The sequence below is a fragment of the Candidatus Binatus sp. genome, assembly GCF_030646925.1.
Taxonomy (GTDB): Bacteria; Desulfobacterota; Binatia; order Binatales; family Binataceae; genus Binatus.
This window is the reverse complement of sequence record NZ_JAUSKL010000027.1, coordinates 20589-37903: the sequence shown is the minus strand read 5'-3', so window position 1 is coordinate 37903 and position 17315 is coordinate 20589. Positions and strand designations below refer to the sequence as shown.

Below are 17315 nucleotides of genomic sequence, written 5' to 3'. Positions count from 1 at the left end.
TGGTTTCGCCTTAATTTATCGCCATCGGCAGCGAGCCAAGCCCGCGCAGAAAGTAAGAGCCTTTGTAGGCCGGCTTGAACGCGGGATCTTTCAAATCGAGGCGCGGAAACCGCGCGAGCATCGATTCGAACGCCACCGCCGCTTCCATCCTTGCGAGCGGCGCGCCGATGCAGAAGTGAATTCCTTCGCCGAACGCCAGGTGATCGTTCGGATGGCGCGCGATATCGAAGCGCTCCGGATCCTTGAACTGCGCCGGATCCCGATTCGCCGCGGCGATTACCACCAGCGTGATTGCGCCCGCGGGAATTTCCGTGCCGCCAACTTCAACCGCAGCCTTTGGAAAACGCGCGGTGGATTGCACCGGCCCGTCGTAACGCAGCATCTCCTCGATCGCGCTGGGCAATAGCTCAGGCGCGCGCTTCAGCTTCGCGAACTGCTCCGGATTGCGCCCGAGCGCGAGCATCCCGTTGCCGATCAGGTTGGTCGTAGTCTCGTTGCCCGCGACGAGCAGCAGCGTCACGAAGCTCAGCAGATCCGCCGACGACAGCACCTCGCCTTCGTCATGAGCGGCGATCAGCGCGCTTACGAGATCGGCACCCGGAGTTTTGCGGCGACGCTCGATCTCCGTGGTGAAGTATTCGCCGATTTCATCGACCGCCGCGATCACCTGCGGAGGCGGCGGCTGTCCCGGCACGTTGTTGCCGCCTTCGATCAAAATGTCCGACCATTTCTTGAAAGTTGCGTTCAGCTCGGGTGGCACGCCCAGCATGTGCGCGATCACCTTGACTGGCAGCACGTTGGCGAAATCGGCCATCAGGTCGAACTCGCCGCGGGCCTCGGCCTGATCGAGCAGATCGGACGCAATCTGCCGAATATGCGGCTCGAGCTCGCGGATTCGCCGCGGCGTGAAATCGCGCGACACGAGACGCCGCAGGCGCGAATGACGCGGCGGATCGGAACCGAGCATGTTTCTCGCGCCAAGGAAGCGGCCCTGGTACGCCTCCGGCGGGGGGGGCGGCCCGACGCTCGAAAACCGTTCGTGATCGCGCAGCACCGCGGTCGCGTCGGCATAGCGCCCAATCAACGCGAGAGTCACGGGACCGAACACCAGTTTCGATGGAGGCCCGCCGTGGAGCGCCGCGTAGTGCGGATAAGGATTCGCGCGAAACTCGGGATCCCACGGATTGAAATAAATTTGCGAGGCTTCAGCCATGCGAATTCTCCACCGCGAGTTCAGTCGCTAGATCAATCTATAGACATCGGCAGACCCGCGAGTCCGCGCAGAAAATACGAACCCTTGTAAGCGAGCGGCGCGTCGGGATTCTTCAGCCTGAGCCGCGGAAATCGATCGAGCATCGCGCCGATCGCGATCGCACCTTCGAGCCGCGCGAGCGGCGCGCCGATACAGAAGTGGATACCGTCGCCGAACGCGACGTGGTCCTTGGGCTCGCGCGTGATATCGAAACGATCGGGATCGTCGAATTGCGCCGGATCGTGATTCGCCGCCGCGAGGATGACGAAGCATCCCGTGCCGGCGGCAATCATGGTGCCGCCGACGTCGGCGTCCACCAGCGCGCGACGCGTAGTCGATTGCACCGGCCCGTCGAAGCGCAGGATTTCCTCGATCGCGCGCGGCATCAGCTCGGGGCTTCGCCGCAAAAGATCCATCTGCGCGGGATTGCGCCCGAGCGCGAGCATCCCGTTGCCGATCAGATTGGTCGTTGTTTCGTTGCCGGCGAGCAGCAGCAACACCGCGAACGCGAGCAACTCGTCCGCCGCCAACGATTCCCCGTCATCGTGCGCCGCAACCAGCGCGCTGATCAGATCGGCGCCCGGCGCGCTCCGCCGCAGCACGATTTGCTCGGCGAGGTAGCTGCGCAATTCGTTGGTCGCCTGCTTGACGTCTTCCGGCAGCGGCATTCCGGGCAACACCGCGCCACCTGAGATCACCGCGTCCGACCAGTGCTTGAACTGCGAATACAACTCGCTGGGGATTCCGAGCATCTCCGCGATCACCATCACCGGCAGCGCATTCGCGACGTCGGCCATCACCTCGAGTTCGCCCTTGCGCTCGACGTCATCGAGCAGCTTGGCCGCGATCTCGCGGATGCGCGGTTCCATCTCGCGAATCCGCCGCGGGGTGAAGTCGCGCGACACCAGGCGGCGAAGCCGCGTATGCACCGGCGGATCGGCAAACAGCATCGTGGTCGCGCCGGCGAACGGACCTTCGGCGACCATGTCGGGCGAGCGCAATTGAGTGCTGGAAAATCGCTGTTGATCTTTCAACACCGCGGTTACGTCGGCGAAGCGCGCGATCAGCGCCGTCGGGCCGAACAGATCGATTAATCGCGGCGGCCCCGCGATCAGTTGCTTGTAGAACGGATATGGAAAGGCGCGAAACGACGGATCCCACGGATTGAAGTTGATTTCAGCGGCCATCGGCTCACTTCCTTGTCAGTATTTTTTCATCGTTCGATCGCCGACATCTCGCCGCGTTGATCGCGTCCGAAGTGGAGTGCAATCGCGATGCCAGCGCAGCATCGCCGTCCACACACGGTTTCGTCGCGACCACGACGCAGCTTCAGCGCTGCATGCAGTCGCAATCATCCGCTGGTCTGAGGCGCGATGGTACCGGCTTAGCGACCGGCAAAAGTGGGGCGCCGCTTCTCCAGGAACGCGCGCACGCCTTCGCGATAATCGTCGCTGTCGAAGCATCGCGCGACCATCGTCGAGACGATCTTCGAATCGCGCTCTTCGCGATCCTTCAGGCTCTCGCGAATCGCGACCTTGGCCGCCGCCATCGTGAGTGGCGCGTTGGTCGCCATCTTGAGCGCGTAGTCGCGGACATTTTCCTCGAGCGAATTCCCATCGACCAGGCGGTTGATAAGGCCCATGTGCAACGCCTCTTCAGCGTCGAACAGCCGCGCCGACAGCAGGATATCGCGCGCGTTGGCGGGACCGACTGTCTGCGTCAGCATCACGACGCCGTCGAGCGGATACGCCAGTCCGAGGCGCGCCGCCGGGACTCCCATGCGGGTGCCGCGCGCGGCAATCCGGATATCGCAGGCGAGCGCAACCTGCACGCCGCCGCCGATACAAACGCCAGAAATCATCGCGACGATCGGCTTGCGGCATTCGACCATCGCGGCGATCGCATTGTTCGGCGCATCGCGATAGGCGCGCGCCTGGCCGGCGTCCGCGCGCATCGCGGGAAACTCCGAGATGTCCGCGCCGGCAATAAACGCCTCGGGCGTCGCGCCGCGCATGATGATCACGCGCACCGCGTCGTCGCTCGCAAGTTCCGCGACGCCTTCCGCAATTCGCTGCCAACTCTTAAGATTGAGCGCGTTGCGAACGTGCGGGCGGTTGAGCACCAACCATCCGAGCGGGGCTTCGTGGCGAACGATCAACGGGTCAGCCGACTTTTCATCCTTCACGGCATTCGTGCCTCTGGCGTTTTAGTCATGACGATAATCGAGCGCGCGCAGCTCGATTTTCAAATTTTCGCGATCACTTCGTTCTGAAGTTTTTCGAGGCCGCGCGTGAGTCCGTCTGCGTCGAATGCCGGCGGCGCGATCACGACGCGCGAAATCCCGATGTCCTGCAGCGCCTTCAAGTCATCGACGCGCGGACGCCCCATGCACGACAGTTCGATCGATGCCGGATTGCGCCCCGCCTTCTCGGCCTCCGCCTTCATGATCGCGAACAGATCCTTGAGCTTGGGTATCTCGCCGAGCGCTGGAAAAAAGCCGTCACCGTAGCGACCGGCGCGCTTCGCCGCCGCCGTCGAATGCCCGCCGATGTGGATCGGCACGCCGCCTTTCTGGATTGGCTTCGGATAACACTTCACGGGACCGAAATTGAAATGTTTGCCATGAAACGACGACGATCCCTCACTCCATAACGCGCGCATCGCCTTGATCGATTCGTCAGTCCGCGCACCCCGCGTATGGAAATCGAGCCCCAGCGAATCGAATTCTTCCTTGAGCCATCCGCTGCCGATTCCCAGGATCGCGCGCCCGTTCGATAGTGTGTCGAGCGTCGCCAACTCCTTGGCCACATACAAAGGATGACGCTGCGGGAGAATCAGCACGCCGGTCGCGAGCTTCACCTTCTTCGTTATCGCCGCGATGAAGGTCAGCGGCAGCAGCGGGTCCGGTATCGAGACGTCCTCACCGCCGGGAATTTTGCCGCTCGACGAATACGGATACGGCGACTGATAGTTCTCCGGAATCACGACGTGCTCGACGGTCCACAACGACTCGATACCGCATCGCTCCGCCGTGGTCGCGAGATGAGCGAGCAAAGTTGGATTGGAGAACGGTCCCGAATTTACAAACATCAAGCCGAGCTTCATTTTGATCGATCACCTTTTGCGATTTTGCGAATCCGACGCAGTCGCCAGCCTATCGCGACCCCGCCAAAGATGAAAACGCGAGATCACTTCCCTTGTTAGAAAATCGCCGGCGCGTTAGTTACTTGTTCCATGGATATCGGAAAAGTCGGAATATGGTTCTTCCTCGACGCGATGCCTGCGGCCGACACCGCCGCGTTCGCGAAGATGGTCGAAAAGAATGGCTACAAGGCGCTCTGGATCCCCGAGGCGATCGGCCGCGAGCCATTCGCGCACGCCGCCTATCTGCTGAGCCATACCGAGCGGCTGAATCTCGCGACTGGTATCGCCAACATCTATGCGCGCGATCCCATCACGATGTCGTCCGCTTCGAAGACCGTCTCCGAACAGTCGGGCGGCCGCTTTCTGCTCGGAATTGGCGTCAGCCACAAACCGCTGGTCACCAATCTGCGCGGGCACAGTTACGACAAGCCCTACAGCTACATGAAGGATTATCTGCCGAAGATGAAGGGCGCCCTCTATGGGGTTCCAAGCGGGCCCAAGGAAGTGCCGGTCGTGCTTGCGGCGCTCCATCCCAAGATGCTTGCGCTGTGTGCCGAGCAGGCCAACGGCACGCATACCTACTTCGTGCCGCCGGAGCATACCGCGAAGGCGCGCGCGCTAATTGGACCCACCGCGATGATCTGCGCGGCGCAAGCGGTGATCCTCGAGACCGACGCGACCAAGGCTCGCACTGCGGCCCGCGCCTACATGAAGACCTACGTGCCGCGGCTGCCGAACTACACCAACAATCTCAAGGCGCTCGGATGGGCCGACAGCGAATTCGAAAACGGATGCAGCGATCGGCTCGTCGATGCGATCGTGGCGTGGGGCGCCGAGGATAAGATTCGCGATCGAATCGACGCTCACCTCAAAGCGGGCGCCACTCACGTCTGTATTCTGCCGCTCCGCGCCGATAATACGCCGCTCCCCGACAATCGCGCGGTCGAGGCCTTCGCGCAGCGCTAGAGTTTAGCTCATCGCTATTGTGATGCCGTCGCGGGTGATCGCTCCCCGCGGCGGCTGCCAGTTAAATCGCGCGACCTGCAACCTATCGGAGACCTCGACTCGATGAACCCATACGCGCGCAAAGCAGTCTCGATAGCCTTCGCAGCCGGTCTCGCTTTGACGATCGCGGGATGCGCCGCGTCGCGTGATGAGCAACGAGCAGAGCAAGCCGAAGCCGCCGCCGCGCGAGCTCAGGCGTCGGCATCCCGCGCTGAGGATGCCGCCAACAAAGCACTTGAAGCCGCCAACAAGGCGACTGCCGCAGCCGACCATGCGACCAAGGTCGTCGAGGAAGCGACCAGAGAAATCAATCGCGTCGCGGATCATCTCGAGCAGTTGATCAAGGAACGTGACGCCCGGGAGCATGCACATCGTTCGTCACACGTGAGGGCGAAGGCTGGGTCGCCCGAGTCGGGAAGCATCGCGCCGGACAGTTCGCCGGCCACGGCCGCGACCGCCGCTGCCCCTTATGCGACCTCATCACCGGCGAAATAGGATAATCAGGATTCGTGGCGGAACCATCTGAATCGCAAGACGCTGAAGCGCAGAAACTCGAAGCGCAGAAGCTCAAGGCCCAGCGCGAAGCCGCGATTCGCGCCGACAATCTCGCCCCTCAGGTTCGCCGCCACACCTGGATCAATATCGCAGGCCCGATTGCCGCGGTCTTTCTCGGTATCGCGGCGGCCGCGATCTATCTGCGGCCGATCGATGTGCTCCGCTTCATCCAAATCTCGCGCCTCGGATGGTCCGGCGTCGTGCAAAACGACCTCGCGCTGAAAGACACCCTCATCACTTATCTCGTGACTGGCGGCTACGCGGAGCAGGAGCCGGTCGTGATGATTCACGGCTTGGGACCCAACGCCGCGCTGGTCTGGCGCGGAGTGATGCCGCTGGTCGCGTCGGCGCACTTCAAGGTCGTGGCGCCGAATCTGCCGGGCTTCGGATCCTCGGAGCATAAGCAGGTCAATTATTCGATCGCGTACCAGGCCGCCGCCGTCGCCCAGATGATCGACGCGCTCAAAATCGACAAGATTAATCTAGTCGCGAGCGACCTCGGCGCCGACGTCGCGCTCTACTATGCGGTCGATCATCCGGACAAGGTCGAACGGATCGTGCTCGTCGGCGGAGGCCTCGCCGGCAAGCGCGGCGCTGACAAGCTGCGCGCCGGCATGCTGCCGACGACCGTCGAAGCGATCCGCGCGCAGGCGCAGATGAGCCTCTTCGACCTGCCGCCGCTGCCCGAAGTGATCTACGAACGCATGATGATGGAGCTCGCCAGGGACATGCAGGCCCAGACCGACATGCTCAATTCGGTGCCGCGCGACGAGGCGCACATCCGCTCGAAAATCGGCCAGATTTTTAACACCCTGACGATCATCATCTGGGGCGCCAGGAGTCCGTTCTTCGCCGCCGCCGAGGGCGAAGCCCTGCATGCGGCGCTGCCCGGTTCAGCAACGGTGGTATTCAAAACGTCGGGGGCGTTTCCCCAACTCGAGCATCCCGACGACTTCGCCGATTCACTGATCTTTGTAATGAAGCAGACCGAAGGCGGCCGCTAACTTTCGATCGTCGCGCAGGATCGCTTTGCGCCCGGATTGACTGCGCGTCTTGCGCATCGCGACTCACTTTGCGATAAGCGACTGATCGCTTCGTTCAATCTCAAGCAGGAAATTCCACGGATAGTAAAAGGAGTCACGCTATGAAGCTCTACAATATGAATCTATCCAACTTCGCGACCAAATCACGGCTCGTGATTTACGAAAAGGGCCTCAACGTCGAGATGGTCGCGACGGACAGTCATTCAGCCGAATACCTCAAGATCAATCCGCTCGGCAAAATCCCGACCCTCGACGCCGACGGCGCCATCATCCTCGAGTCCGAAGTCATCAATGAGTACCTCGAGGAGAAATACCCGACGCCCGCCTTGATGCCGAAATCGCCGGAAGCCCGCGCCAAAGTCCGCGTGATGAGCCGCTTCCACGACCTCTATCTCGAGCCGCCGCTGCGCGCGCTGTTTCCGCAGATGAATCCCAAAACGCGCGATCAAAAGCTGGTCGCCGACAAGCTCGCCGAAATCGCGACCCGTCTCGATCAACTCGATCGGATGCTGCCTGAGAGCGGCTTCGCCTGCGGCGCCGATTTTACGCTCGCCGATTGCGCGATCGCACCCACCATGTTCTTCGTCGCCAATCTGCTGCCGGCCTTCGGCGCCAAATCCGCCCTCGAGGGACGCCCGCGCCTCGCGGCCTGGTGGGAGCACGTGCAGACCCGGCCATCCGTGCAGAAAGGCCTCGCGGAAATGGGCGAAGCGATGGCCGCGATGCAGCGCGGCGGCAACTGAACCGCACCGACTGATCCATCCGATACCGCGGGAGCATCCAATCGGGATGCTCCCGTTTTTCAATCACACGCTGGCGACAATTCGCGACCCGCGTGACAGCCAGCTATGGCCAGACTCGCCCGCCGGTGCTCCACTATCCGCCGCCATCTGCTAAACTGTCGCTATCGCCGCGCGAGGATTTCGAGGACTGACGCAAGAATGGCTGTTCCCCCGCTTTCCGAAGTAAATCGGAACCTGTTCAATACCCTCATCGATCATCACATCCGGTTCACGCTCGCCAAGCGCCGCGTCCAGCTCACCAAAATCGATTGGTATCGCGTCACCGCGCTGGTCGTGCGCGATATGCTGGTCGAAAAGATGCTCGCGACGCGCGCCCGCTTCGACCGCGCCGACGCCAAGAAGCTCTACTACCTCTCGCTCGAGTTCTTGATCGGGCGCTCGCTCGAAAACAATCTCTTCAACCTCGGGCTGATCGGCATTTGCCGCGATTTTCTCGCTGAAAACGGCATCGACCTGCAGCAACTGTTCGACGAGGAACCCGACGCCGCGCTCGGCAACGGAGGCCTCGGCCGCCTCGCCGCATGCTTCCTCGATTCGCTCGCCACGATGGACATGCCGGGCTACGGCTACGGCATCAACTACGAATACGGCCTGTTCCGCCAGGAAATCCGCGGCGGCTATCAGATCGAACGCCCCGACGCGTGGCAGCGCGAGATCTCGCCGTGGCTGGTCCCACGGCCGCACGAGTCGTGCCGGATTCCGGTGTACGGCCGCGTCGAGCATCGCTTCGACCGCAAGGGCCGCTACCGTCCGATCTGGATCGATCAGCGCATTCTGATCGGGATGCCTCATGATTTGCCGATCGCCGGCTTCGGCGGGCGCACCGTCAATTTCGTAAGGCTCTATTCCGCCAGCGCATCGGACGAATTCGACATGCAGATCTTCAACGCCGGCGACTACATGAAGGCGGTCGAGCAGAAGATGTTCTCCGAAAACATCTCGAAGGTGCTCTACCCCTCCGACTCCGTCGCCGCCGGCCGCGAGCTTCGCCTCTTGCAGGAATACTTCTTCGTCGCGTGCGCGGTGCAGGATATAGTACGCGGCTACTTCAGCCGCGGCGAAGACTTCATCGATTTTCCCGCCAAAGTAGCTATTCAACTTAACGACACTCATCCCGCACTGACTATTGCGGAGTTGATGAGATTCTTCGTCGACGAGCAGGACCTGGAATGGGAGACGGCGTGGGAAATTACGCGCAACACGGTCGCCTACACTAATCATACGCTGATGCCCGAGGCGCTCGAACGATGGCCGGTGAGTTTGCTCGAGCGCGTCGTCCCCCGCCATCTGCAAGTCATCTACGAGATCAATCGCCGCTTCCTTGGCGAGGTCGCCGCCGCCTGGTCCGACGCGCCCGAACGCGCCAAACGAATTTCTATCGTGCAGGAAGGCGGCGATCCGCAGATTCACATGGCGAACCTCGCGATCGTCGGCAGCCATTCGATCAACGGCGTCTCGAAACTTCATTCCGACCTGCTGAAAACCCGGCTGGTGCCGGACTTCTTCCGGCTGTGGCCCGAACGTTTCAGCAACAAGACCAACGGCGTCACCCAGCGCCGATGGCTGCTGATGGCTAATCCCGGACTCGCCCATCTGCTCGACGCGACTATTGGCGGTGGGTGGGCCACCAACCTGGAACTGCTGGGCGGCGTCGAAAAATTTGCCGACGACGCCGAATTTCACAAGGCATTCAACGCCATCAAGCGCGCCAACAAGGAGCGGCTCGCGCGAATCGTCAATCGTCTCGCGGCAGTTGACGTCGATCCGACAGCGGTTTTCGACGTTCAAGCCAAGCGTATCCATGAATACAAACGCCAGCTCCTGATGGCGCTCGGCATCGTCCACCATTACCTGACGCTCGTCGATGACGGCGTCGAACCTTCGATTCCGCGCGCCTACTTCATGGCCGGCAAGGCCGCGCCCGGCTACTGGGCCGCCAAGATGATCATCAAGCTGATCAACAACCTCGCCGACGTGATCAACGGCGATCCGAAAACGCGCGAACTGATCAAGGTCGCGTTTCTCCCCGACTACCGGGTCTCGCTCGCCGAAAAAATCATCCCGGCCGCCGACGTGTCGGAGCAGATTTCGACCGCGGGCCGCGAGGCGTCGGGCACCGGCAACATGAAGTTCGCGATGAACGGCGCGCTGACCATCGGAACCCTCGACGGCGCAAACATCGAAATCCGGGACGCGGTCGGTGCGGAGAACATTTTCATCTTTGGCCTGACTGCGGAAAAAATCGAGGAGCTCACGACGCTGGGCGCGTATCATCCGCGCGAGTATTACGAAGCCGATCCGCGCCTGAGAAGAGTGCTCGACGAACTCGCTTCGGATCGGTTTTGTCCCAACGAACCGGGACTCTTTCGATGGGTCCGCGATGTATTACTCAATCACGACGAGTATTTCCTGCTGGCCGATTTTGGTTCTTATGTAGATACTCAGTCGGAAATATCAACTCAGTATCAAAATCGGCAATTGTGGAACAAAAAGGCGATACTCAATCTTTCGCGGATTGGCTATTTCTCGAGCGATCGCGCGGTCGCCGAGTATGCGCGCGACATCTGGAACCTGTCGCAAGCCTGAGCCCTTCCCGGAGCGCGTTTGAGCAGACCCGCCTCACCGCGGAAAACGGCAACCTGATCGCAGGAATGTGTTCGGAGGTGGCTGCTTTAGACCAGTTTGCCCCGCGTGGGGCAAACCGCGAGGCTTAAGGTCCGCAAGCGGGTGGCGAACGCGCCCGGTTGGAGCAGTGCTATCTTTGTCACAAGACCACGAACTGGTACGACTTTCAGAAGCGCACGGGTGGCCACCATTGAGCACACGCTACCTGCCGATTCGAGAACGTTCTAGTTTCGATCAAGTCGGAGCGGGCTGGCCAGGACGCATTCAAAAATCCAGATACAAACTGACCCAAGCGCGACCGGTGAACGGTTTTGGTTCGGTTATCGGAAACTCGTACCCCGCCGCGATCCATGTGTCTCTGAATACCAGCCATCGCGTGCCCGGCAGCAGGTTCAGCGTGGTTCGGCTGATGCGGTTGCCCGCCCTCGTTTCACCGTCGCCTTCGATGAAGAAGGTCAGGTCGCCGAGGTAATCCATCGATTTTGGCGTTACCGTGATGCTGGGAGCGATCGCGTATTGCAGCACGGCAGTTGGCGAGGAAGACCCAGAACCGCCGAGCGGAAATTCGCTCCCCAGGTAACTGTGGAGGCCAATCCTATGGCCCAAGTCTCCCCACAGCGCGAGATAGGGCGTCAGACTGGTTCGCCCTTGCTCGACTGCTCGACCGCCGGTGGGAGTCTCCACCACCAGCCCGCTGGAAAAAGAGAGTCGATGCGTTTCGATCAACATCACCTCAGGCGTGATTCGAAGGTCAGATGCTTGCGCCATCCAGTGACGGCCGGCCTGGCGCGCCGCAGCGACGCCCCCTTCGAATTCGATCAGGAAGCGACGGCTTATAGGGAGCTCCAGTTCGAACTCGCCTTCTTGCTCGTCGTTGCCATGCGCATCGGGACGAAACGCAGAGTTGTAAGTGAGGCGGAGCTCGCGCTCCCAGAATGCCCGCTGGATTCGGAGCAACCGAAATCGCGGGGCGTCATCCGGTCCCTCCTCGGGTTCGCTCCATCCTTCAGTCCATCCGTAAGTGAAAAAGTTGTTGAGGCCGAGGTTCGAACGTCTGGATTCCGGCGGGTACCAGCCAACGACAGGATCGAACAGCTTACGCAACAGATCTTGCAGCGGAGGTTCTTCGGCTTGCGCGTTCTGGATCGCGTTTGGTTTTGCGGCTGACAGTGGCAGCGGGACTTCCGAGGCAAGCGCTTGCGATGGCAGCGCGAGCCATGAGACGAGGCAAAACCCGAAGATTGAATTAAGTCGGTGTGCGCTTTCTTTGTGAGATTTCGTGGGTCTTCGCAATTCAGTCTCGATTCCACTTCCGCCGCGAGCTTGAGACGCTATCGAAACGATCATGTGAGGGAAAGTTAGCCATGTATCCGCAGAGACTATTCGGAAACAAATCTACTACCCGGATTGGCCGCCGCCGCTTCGTGCAGGGACTTATGGCCAGCGGCGTGATCGCTGGTTTGGACTTATGGCGCTGGCCGGCGCTGGCGTTGAACGCGCGTAACGAGCAAGCGGTACTTACGGGAAATCACTTTGACCTTGTGATCGAAGAAGTAGCGGTCAATATCACTGGTCGGCCAGCAATCGCCACCGCGATCAACGGATCTGTTCCGGGGCCGCTGCTGCGCTGGCGGGAAGGTGACACGGTCACGCTTTCTGTCACCAACCGCTTGCGGGAGCAGACATCAGTACATTGGCACGGCGTCCGATCTCCGGCGGACATGGATGGGGTCCCCGGGCTGAGCTTTCCCGGCATCGATCCGGGCGCGACGTTCGTTTACCGCATTCCGGTCCGACAGTACGGTACCTACTGGTATCACAGCCACAGCGCGTTTCAGGAACAGACCGGACATTACGCACCGCTGATTATCGAGCGTCGGGACAAGGATCCGATTCAGTTCGACCGTGAGTACGTGATTATGCTTTCGGACTGGACCGACCAGAACCCTGAAATGGTATTGAGCAATCTCAAGCAGCAAAGCAGCTACTACAACTTTCACCAGCGGACGATAGGCAACTTCCTATCGGATGCGCGCAAGGGCGGCCTCGGCGCAACGCTCTCGGATCGCCTGATGTGGGGCGCAATGAACATGAGTCCCACCGACATTCTCGACGTTAGCGGCGCAACCTACACCTATCTTCTTAATGGACTGGCGCCAGCCGCTAACTGGACCGGCCTGTTCAAACCAGGAGAGCGCGTCCGGCTTCGTTTTATCAACGCTTCATCGATGACGATCTTCGATGTTCGCATCCCGGGCCTTGCGATGACCGTCGTTCAGGCCGACGGCAACGATGTGGAACCTGTCGACGTTGACGAGTTCCGAATCTCAGTCGCTGAAACCTATGACCTCATCGTTCAGCCCAATGATTGGTCTGCCTTCACGATCTTCGCTCAGAGCGAGGATCGAACCGGCTACGCTCGCGGAACCTTAGCGCCGAGAGCCGGCGTGGTGGCGGCGATCCCGCCGATGGATCCTCGGCCGATGCGCACCATGGCCGACATGGGCATGGGCAGCATGCCGGGAATGGAGATGGGCCACCCCTCGTCCAAACTGCAGTCGGTGCAACCCTCGCCGGGCCACGCCGAAGGGGATATGGGCAGCATGCCCGGCATGGAGATGGCAACTCCAAAGCCGTCGCCGTCCATTGGGCAGAGTCATCTCCCGGTGGCGAATCCGGTTCAACTGCAGCTCGGGCCGGAAGTCGACCACGTTGCCGAGACGACTACCGACCGGCTAGCTGAGCCTGGAGCTGGTCTCGAGGGTAATGGCCGCCGGATCCTCACCTACGCGAACCTGCGCGCGCGTTACCGTGGCGCCGATCCGCGCCCTCCGGATCGTGAGTTCGAGTTTCACCTGACCGGAAACATGGAGCGGTTCATCTGGGGGTTCAACGGCAGGACGTTCTCACAGAATGCGCCCATTCGTTTGAAGCTTGGCGAGCGGGTGCGCTTCGTTCTGATCAATGACACCATGATGGAGCATCCGATCCATCTGCACGGTCTCTGGAGCGAACTGGAGAACGGCAACGGGGAATATCGCCCCTACAAACACACGCTCAACGTCAAGCCGGCGGAGCGCCTCAGCTTCCTCGTCAGCGCGGATACGCCTGGGCACTGGGCATTTCATTGTCACCTGTTCTTCCACATGGAAACCGGAATGTTCCTGACCGTGATCGTGTCATGAGCACGTCAGGTTTGGTGATAAAGACCCCGCGCGCAATTCCGCGCGCGTTTACCGATACGATTGCCGGATTCAGACGTTTGGTTGGATTCGTTTGCCTGATTGTGATTCTGGGCAGCGTGCGGGCAAACGCTCAGTCAATCGTATCGAATGCTCAGAACTCCTCCGGCCAAGCGCCCTATCCCCAACCCGGTTCGTCGGTGATGCCGTCGCCTGAACCTGCGCCGACCTATCCGAAAGAAGAGCCATCTTCGATGGGTGAGGATAGGGTCTTCTATCATCTGCTGTTCAATCAGTTGGAAGGCCGCACCAACGGTCCGGACAACGAGTTTCGCTGGGACGGGGAGGCATGGATCGGCACCGATCTGAATCGGCTGTGGTTCAAGTCCGAGGGCTCCTTTGAGAACGGCCAAGCTAGCGACGGAATTACCGAGGCGCTCTACGCGCGCCCGATACCGCATCTTAGATATTTCGACCTGCAAGCGGGCGTTCGCTACGACCTGGATTCCAATCCCGGGCGCACTTGGGGAGCGATCGGAATCGAGGGCTTGGCCCCTAATTTCTTCGAATTCGAGCTCACCTTCTATTTCAGCGACGGGGGCCGCATCGCAGGGCGCGTGAATGGCTTCTACGATATGCTGATTACGAATCGCCTGATATTGCAGCCTCAATTCGAGTTGAACTTTTACAACAAGAACGATCCCAGCCGCGGCGCCGGTTCGGGGCTTTCAGAGCTCGATACGGGTCTCCGCCTGCGCTACGAAATCAGTCGCAAATTCGCGCCCTATATCGGCGTAGCCTACAACGGTAAATTCGGTGAGACGGCGGATTTCACCCGCGACGAAGGTGGCATCGTCAATGATGTGCGCTTCGTCTTCGGAATCCGGGTCTGGTACTAGGCGCGAGGCAAGCGGATCGATTACGCAAGATGGCGCGCCCGCTGAGGAGGTGATCAGACAAGGTACAGAGAGCCGCAGCTGGTTAGAGGAAGAAAACTGCTATTGGCATTGGCATAGAATTAGCTTTCCAAACGGCCCCGCGCGAGTTCGTGACGGCGGCGAAAAAGGAACGGGAGGAGAAAATGAAGCGAGTAACGATGTTGCTTGCAGCGGGACTGCTACTGCTTGCTGCGGCCGCCCTGCCCACCATTCGGGCAGGTGCTCAACAGCCAGTCGTCACAGACGACGACCTGGACCAGATGATCACGAGCGCGAAGACGCCGGCGGAACATGAAGCGATTGCCGCGTTCTACGAGCAACAAGCAGCAAACGCCAAGCAAAAGGCCGACCTCCATCGGCGTACGGCGGAGACCTATCGTAAGATGAGGATTCACAAGCCCGCCTACATGGCGGAGATGTGCGACGGGATAGCCGCGATGTGGGACAAAATTGCGGCTGACAACTCAAAGCTCGCTAAGGAGCACCAGGAGATGGCCAAGGCCGCCGCACCACCCGGACAGTAAGTCCACGATGGGCAGGGCGGCACTGCCGCCCTGCCCGAAAACATCAGCAGGTATTCGGGCTCGATTCATCGCCCGTCGCAGTCTGCCGCCGGAGCGCGCGAAGTTCAGGATCACCCGGTGGCGGGACGCCGCAGACAAACCCGCGCGCCGGCACGATTCGATAGGACACCAACCTCGATTCGCCGCGGTGCGCCACGGCTCGGCGAGCACACGCGCGAAGTGCTGGGTGGATTGGAAAGATCGGCGATGGTGGATCACTTTGACGCCTATGATCCTGATCTCGATGCCCGCCGCGGTCCAGTACATCTTCTGGCAAAAGTTCAGGCTCCCGTTCGCGGCGACGCTCCTGACCCTCTGCCTGGTCGCTGGCGAGTGGCTGAATTGGACCGCCAACTTCGCCGGGTGGGGCTACTTCCCGCTCGACTTTGTATGGCCGGCGACGCTGATTCCGTCGGGAATAGCGCTTGACGTTATCTTGATGCTGACTGGCAGCTACGTCATGACGGCGATCATCGGCGGCGGGCTTTGGTCACTGCTGTTCTACCCCGCGAACTGGGTGATGCTGGCGCGCTACATGTTGCCTACCAACATGAACGGCTTCCTCATGTCGCTCGCCGATGTAATGGGCTATCAGTTCGTGAGGACCGGAACTCCCGAATATCTGAGGTATATTGACCGGGGCACGCTACGCTCCTTCGGCCAGGATCCGATCTATATATCGATGTTCTTCGCGGCGTTTGCCTGCATGGTGGTGTACATATTATTCGTCGGCGTCGGCTATCTATTTACCAAAGCTCAGTTTAGTTGGCTCAAGCGCATATAACTCTATCGATCGTCTCGCGACGGGCCCCGTCAATGGCGCCGGAATGGGGTAAACTAATGCAATCGAAAAGGTTCATTTCGAAGACGGTGTCGGTCAGAGCCTCAGCGCTGTCACTAGTAATTGCTGTGAGCATCGCGGCCGCGCTGGCGCCAGGAACGGCGGCGGCGCACGGCGAGCGCGCCGAACCCCCGTTTCTAAGGATGGCCACCGTACAGTGGTATGATACGCACTGGTCGTCGACTCGCGTCAATGTAAACGAGCAGATGACTATATCCGGGCGTTTTCACATCGTTAAGTTTTGGTCATTCGCGATCGCCGCGCCCGAACTGGCGTATCTCAACGTTGACGTGCCCAGGGCCGGTGATGGTCCGTATGGCCAGCACGCTAAACGGCGTTAATGGCGCCGCTTCGACGCCGCTCGAGCTTGGCAGAGACTACGAATATACGATCGTCCTGCGCGGCAGAATCCCAGGGCGCTATCACATACATCCCATGCTCAGCGTGCGCGATGCGGGCCCGCTCCTGGGCCCCGGCGATTGGGTCACGGTCGACGGCGACAGGGCCGCCTTCACCGATCCGATCACGACGCTGACCGGTGTAAAGCTGGATTTGGCGCACTACGGGATGGGTGCGGTAGTCAGTTGGCATGTGCTGTGGGCATTGATGGCAGTTGGATGGCTCATGTACTGGATCGCCAAACCTCTGCTGATGCCTAGATACGAAGCCTTGGAACACGGCGAGGGTGACAGCCTTATTACGACCGACAAGATCGTAGGCATCGCCTTTCTCGGTGCGACTATTGTGATCGTCGTCCTGGGCGCCCTGGTTACCAACGCGTGGTATCCAGTGACTATCCCGTTGCAGTCCACCTGGTTGCGGATTCCTCCCCTGCCCAAGCAGCCCGATACCATCACCGTGACTGCGGATCGCGTCATATACTACATTCCCGGACGCATGGTGGAGTTCTGGGTAAAGGTCACTAACAACGGTACCAAGCCGGTGCGGATTGGTGAGTTTACTACCGCGGCGGTGAGGTTCCTGAACTCATCCGTCCGCCAACCAGAATCTGATTATCCGCCTGAGCTGATTGCGCCAGCCGGCCTCGTGGTCGAGCCCAACGAGCCGATTCAGCCCGGCGAGACGAAAGCGCTACACATCCTGGCCAGCAGCGAGGTGTGGGAGACAGATCGGCTGGCATTGCTGATCGCGGACCCAACCAGCCGACTAGGTGGACTGTTCATGTTCTTTGACTCGGATAACAACCGTTCGCTGGTGGAGTTCGACAGCGAAATAATTCCTACTTTCGCGCGGCAGGGTGCTCCAGCGAAGACGGGGATCTAATCTCAACAAGCCGGTGTCGGCGACTCCGACGAAGCTGTGCGCGCATCCGGGTCCAGGCAGCGTTCAGTGAGCTGGTTCAG

Annotated in this window: 16 protein-coding genes and 1 pseudogene; 11 read left to right on the top strand and 6 right to left on the bottom strand. The window is 60.5% G+C overall.

All coding sequences use genetic code 11. The features are described from left to right. Positions 1 to 10: 10 nt before the first annotated feature. The 4 genes from Q7S58_RS03675 to Q7S58_RS03660 all read right to left on the bottom strand — a co-directional run bounded on the left by Q7S58_RS03675 (position 11) and on the right by Q7S58_RS03660 (position 4357). A complete protein-coding gene (locus tag Q7S58_RS03675) occupies positions 11 to 1213 on the bottom strand; it encodes a cytochrome P450 (RefSeq protein WP_304820927.1) in 1203 nt (400 codons plus the stop codon). 32 nt (positions 1214 to 1245) lie between these two features. Then, a complete protein-coding gene (locus tag Q7S58_RS03670; RefSeq protein WP_304820925.1) occupies positions 1246 to 2439 on the bottom strand; it encodes a cytochrome P450 in 1194 nt (397 codons plus the stop codon). Between the two features lie 197 nt (positions 2440 to 2636). Next, positions 2637 to 3437, bottom strand: a complete 801-nt coding sequence (locus Q7S58_RS03665) for an enoyl-CoA hydratase (RefSeq protein WP_304820923.1) — start codon at positions 3435 to 3437, stop codon at positions 2637 to 2639. Positions 3438 to 3496: 59 nt separating this feature from the next. Then, positions 3497 to 4357: an LLM class F420-dependent oxidoreductase gene (locus Q7S58_RS03660; RefSeq protein WP_304820919.1), complete on the bottom strand. Its 861-nt coding sequence runs from the start codon at positions 4355 to 4357 to the stop codon at positions 3497 to 3499. A 129-nt stretch (positions 4358 to 4486) separates the two neighbouring features. On the opposite strand from Q7S58_RS03660, the gene Q7S58_RS03655 reads away from it, so the two are divergent. Then, on the top strand, positions 4487 to 5362 hold the full coding sequence (locus Q7S58_RS03655; RefSeq protein ID WP_304820917.1) for a TIGR03620 family F420-dependent LLM class oxidoreductase: 876 nt from the start codon (positions 4487 to 4489) through the stop codon (positions 5360 to 5362). A gap of 3 nt (positions 5363 to 5365) precedes the next feature. On the opposite strand, the gene Q7S58_RS03650 is transcribed toward Q7S58_RS03655, so the two are convergent. After that, a complete protein-coding gene (locus tag Q7S58_RS03650) occupies positions 5366 to 5728 on the bottom strand; it encodes a hypothetical protein (RefSeq protein ID WP_304820915.1) in 363 nt (120 codons plus the stop codon). A 182-nt stretch (positions 5729 to 5910) separates the two neighbouring features. On the opposite strand from Q7S58_RS03650, the gene Q7S58_RS03645 reads away from it, so the two are divergent. The 3 genes from Q7S58_RS03645 (at position 5911) to Q7S58_RS03635 (ending at position 10388) form a co-directional block, all read left to right on the top strand. Beyond that, positions 5911 to 6960, top strand: coding sequence for an alpha/beta fold hydrolase (locus Q7S58_RS03645; protein WP_304820913.1), 1050 nt, complete (start codon positions 5911 to 5913; stop codon positions 6958 to 6960). A 140-nt stretch (positions 6961 to 7100) separates the two neighbouring features. Then, positions 7101 to 7742, top strand: coding sequence for a glutathione S-transferase family protein (locus Q7S58_RS03640; protein WP_304820911.1), 642 nt, complete (start codon positions 7101 to 7103; stop codon positions 7740 to 7742). A 198-nt stretch (positions 7743 to 7940) separates the two neighbouring features. Continuing rightward, positions 7941 to 10388, top strand: a complete 2448-nt coding sequence (locus Q7S58_RS03635) for a glycogen/starch/alpha-glucan phosphorylase (protein ID WP_304820909.1) — start codon at positions 7941 to 7943, stop codon at positions 10386 to 10388. A gap of 303 nt (positions 10389 to 10691) precedes the next feature. On the opposite strand, the gene Q7S58_RS03630 is transcribed toward Q7S58_RS03635, so the two are convergent. Beyond that, positions 10692 to 11531: a hypothetical protein gene (locus Q7S58_RS03630; protein ID WP_304820907.1), complete on the bottom strand. Its 840-nt coding sequence runs from the start codon at positions 11529 to 11531 to the stop codon at positions 10692 to 10694. A 332-nt stretch (positions 11532 to 11863) separates the two neighbouring features. Here Q7S58_RS03630 and Q7S58_RS03625 point away from each other — a divergent pair, with 332 nt between their 5' ends. The 7 genes and pseudogenes from Q7S58_RS03625 (at position 11864) to amoB (ending at position 17235) form a co-directional block, all read left to right on the top strand. After that, the gene (locus Q7S58_RS03625) at positions 11864 to 13612 is read left to right on the top strand and encodes a copper resistance system multicopper oxidase (protein WP_370655451.1); all 1749 of its coding nucleotides are present in this window, start codon (positions 11864 to 11866) and stop codon (positions 13610 to 13612) included. A 251-nt stretch (positions 13613 to 13863) separates the two neighbouring features. Beyond that, complete coding sequence (locus tag Q7S58_RS03620) at positions 13864 to 14508, top strand: copper resistance protein B (RefSeq protein ID WP_304820903.1); 645 nt, start codon at positions 13864 to 13866, stop codon at positions 14506 to 14508. A 182-nt stretch (positions 14509 to 14690) separates the two neighbouring features. Beyond that, a complete protein-coding gene (locus Q7S58_RS03615; RefSeq protein WP_304820901.1) occupies positions 14691 to 15071 on the top strand; it encodes a hypothetical protein in 381 nt (126 codons plus the stop codon). Between the two features lie 30 nt (positions 15072 to 15101). Then, positions 15102 to 15272, top strand: a pseudogene (locus Q7S58_RS22045) (hypothetical protein); the annotation flags it as partial. Between the two features lie 25 nt (positions 15273 to 15297). Further along, entirely contained in the window at positions 15298 to 15894 is a 597-nt protein-coding gene (locus tag Q7S58_RS03610; protein WP_304820899.1) for a methane monooxygenase/ammonia monooxygenase subunit A, read from the top strand. Between the two features lie 32 nt (positions 15895 to 15926). Continuing rightward, on the top strand, positions 15927 to 16292 hold the full coding sequence (locus Q7S58_RS22040; RefSeq protein WP_370655450.1) for a methane monooxygenase/ammonia monooxygenase subunit B: 366 nt from the start codon (positions 15927 to 15929) through the stop codon (positions 16290 to 16292). Beyond that, entirely contained in the window at positions 16237 to 17235 is a 999-nt protein-coding gene (amoB, locus tag Q7S58_RS03605; protein ID WP_370655449.1) for a bacterial ammonia monooxygenase, subunit AmoB, read from the top strand. The genes Q7S58_RS22040 and amoB overlap by 56 nt, the downstream gene beginning before the upstream one ends. The last annotated feature ends 80 nt before the right edge of the window (positions 17236 to 17315 follow it).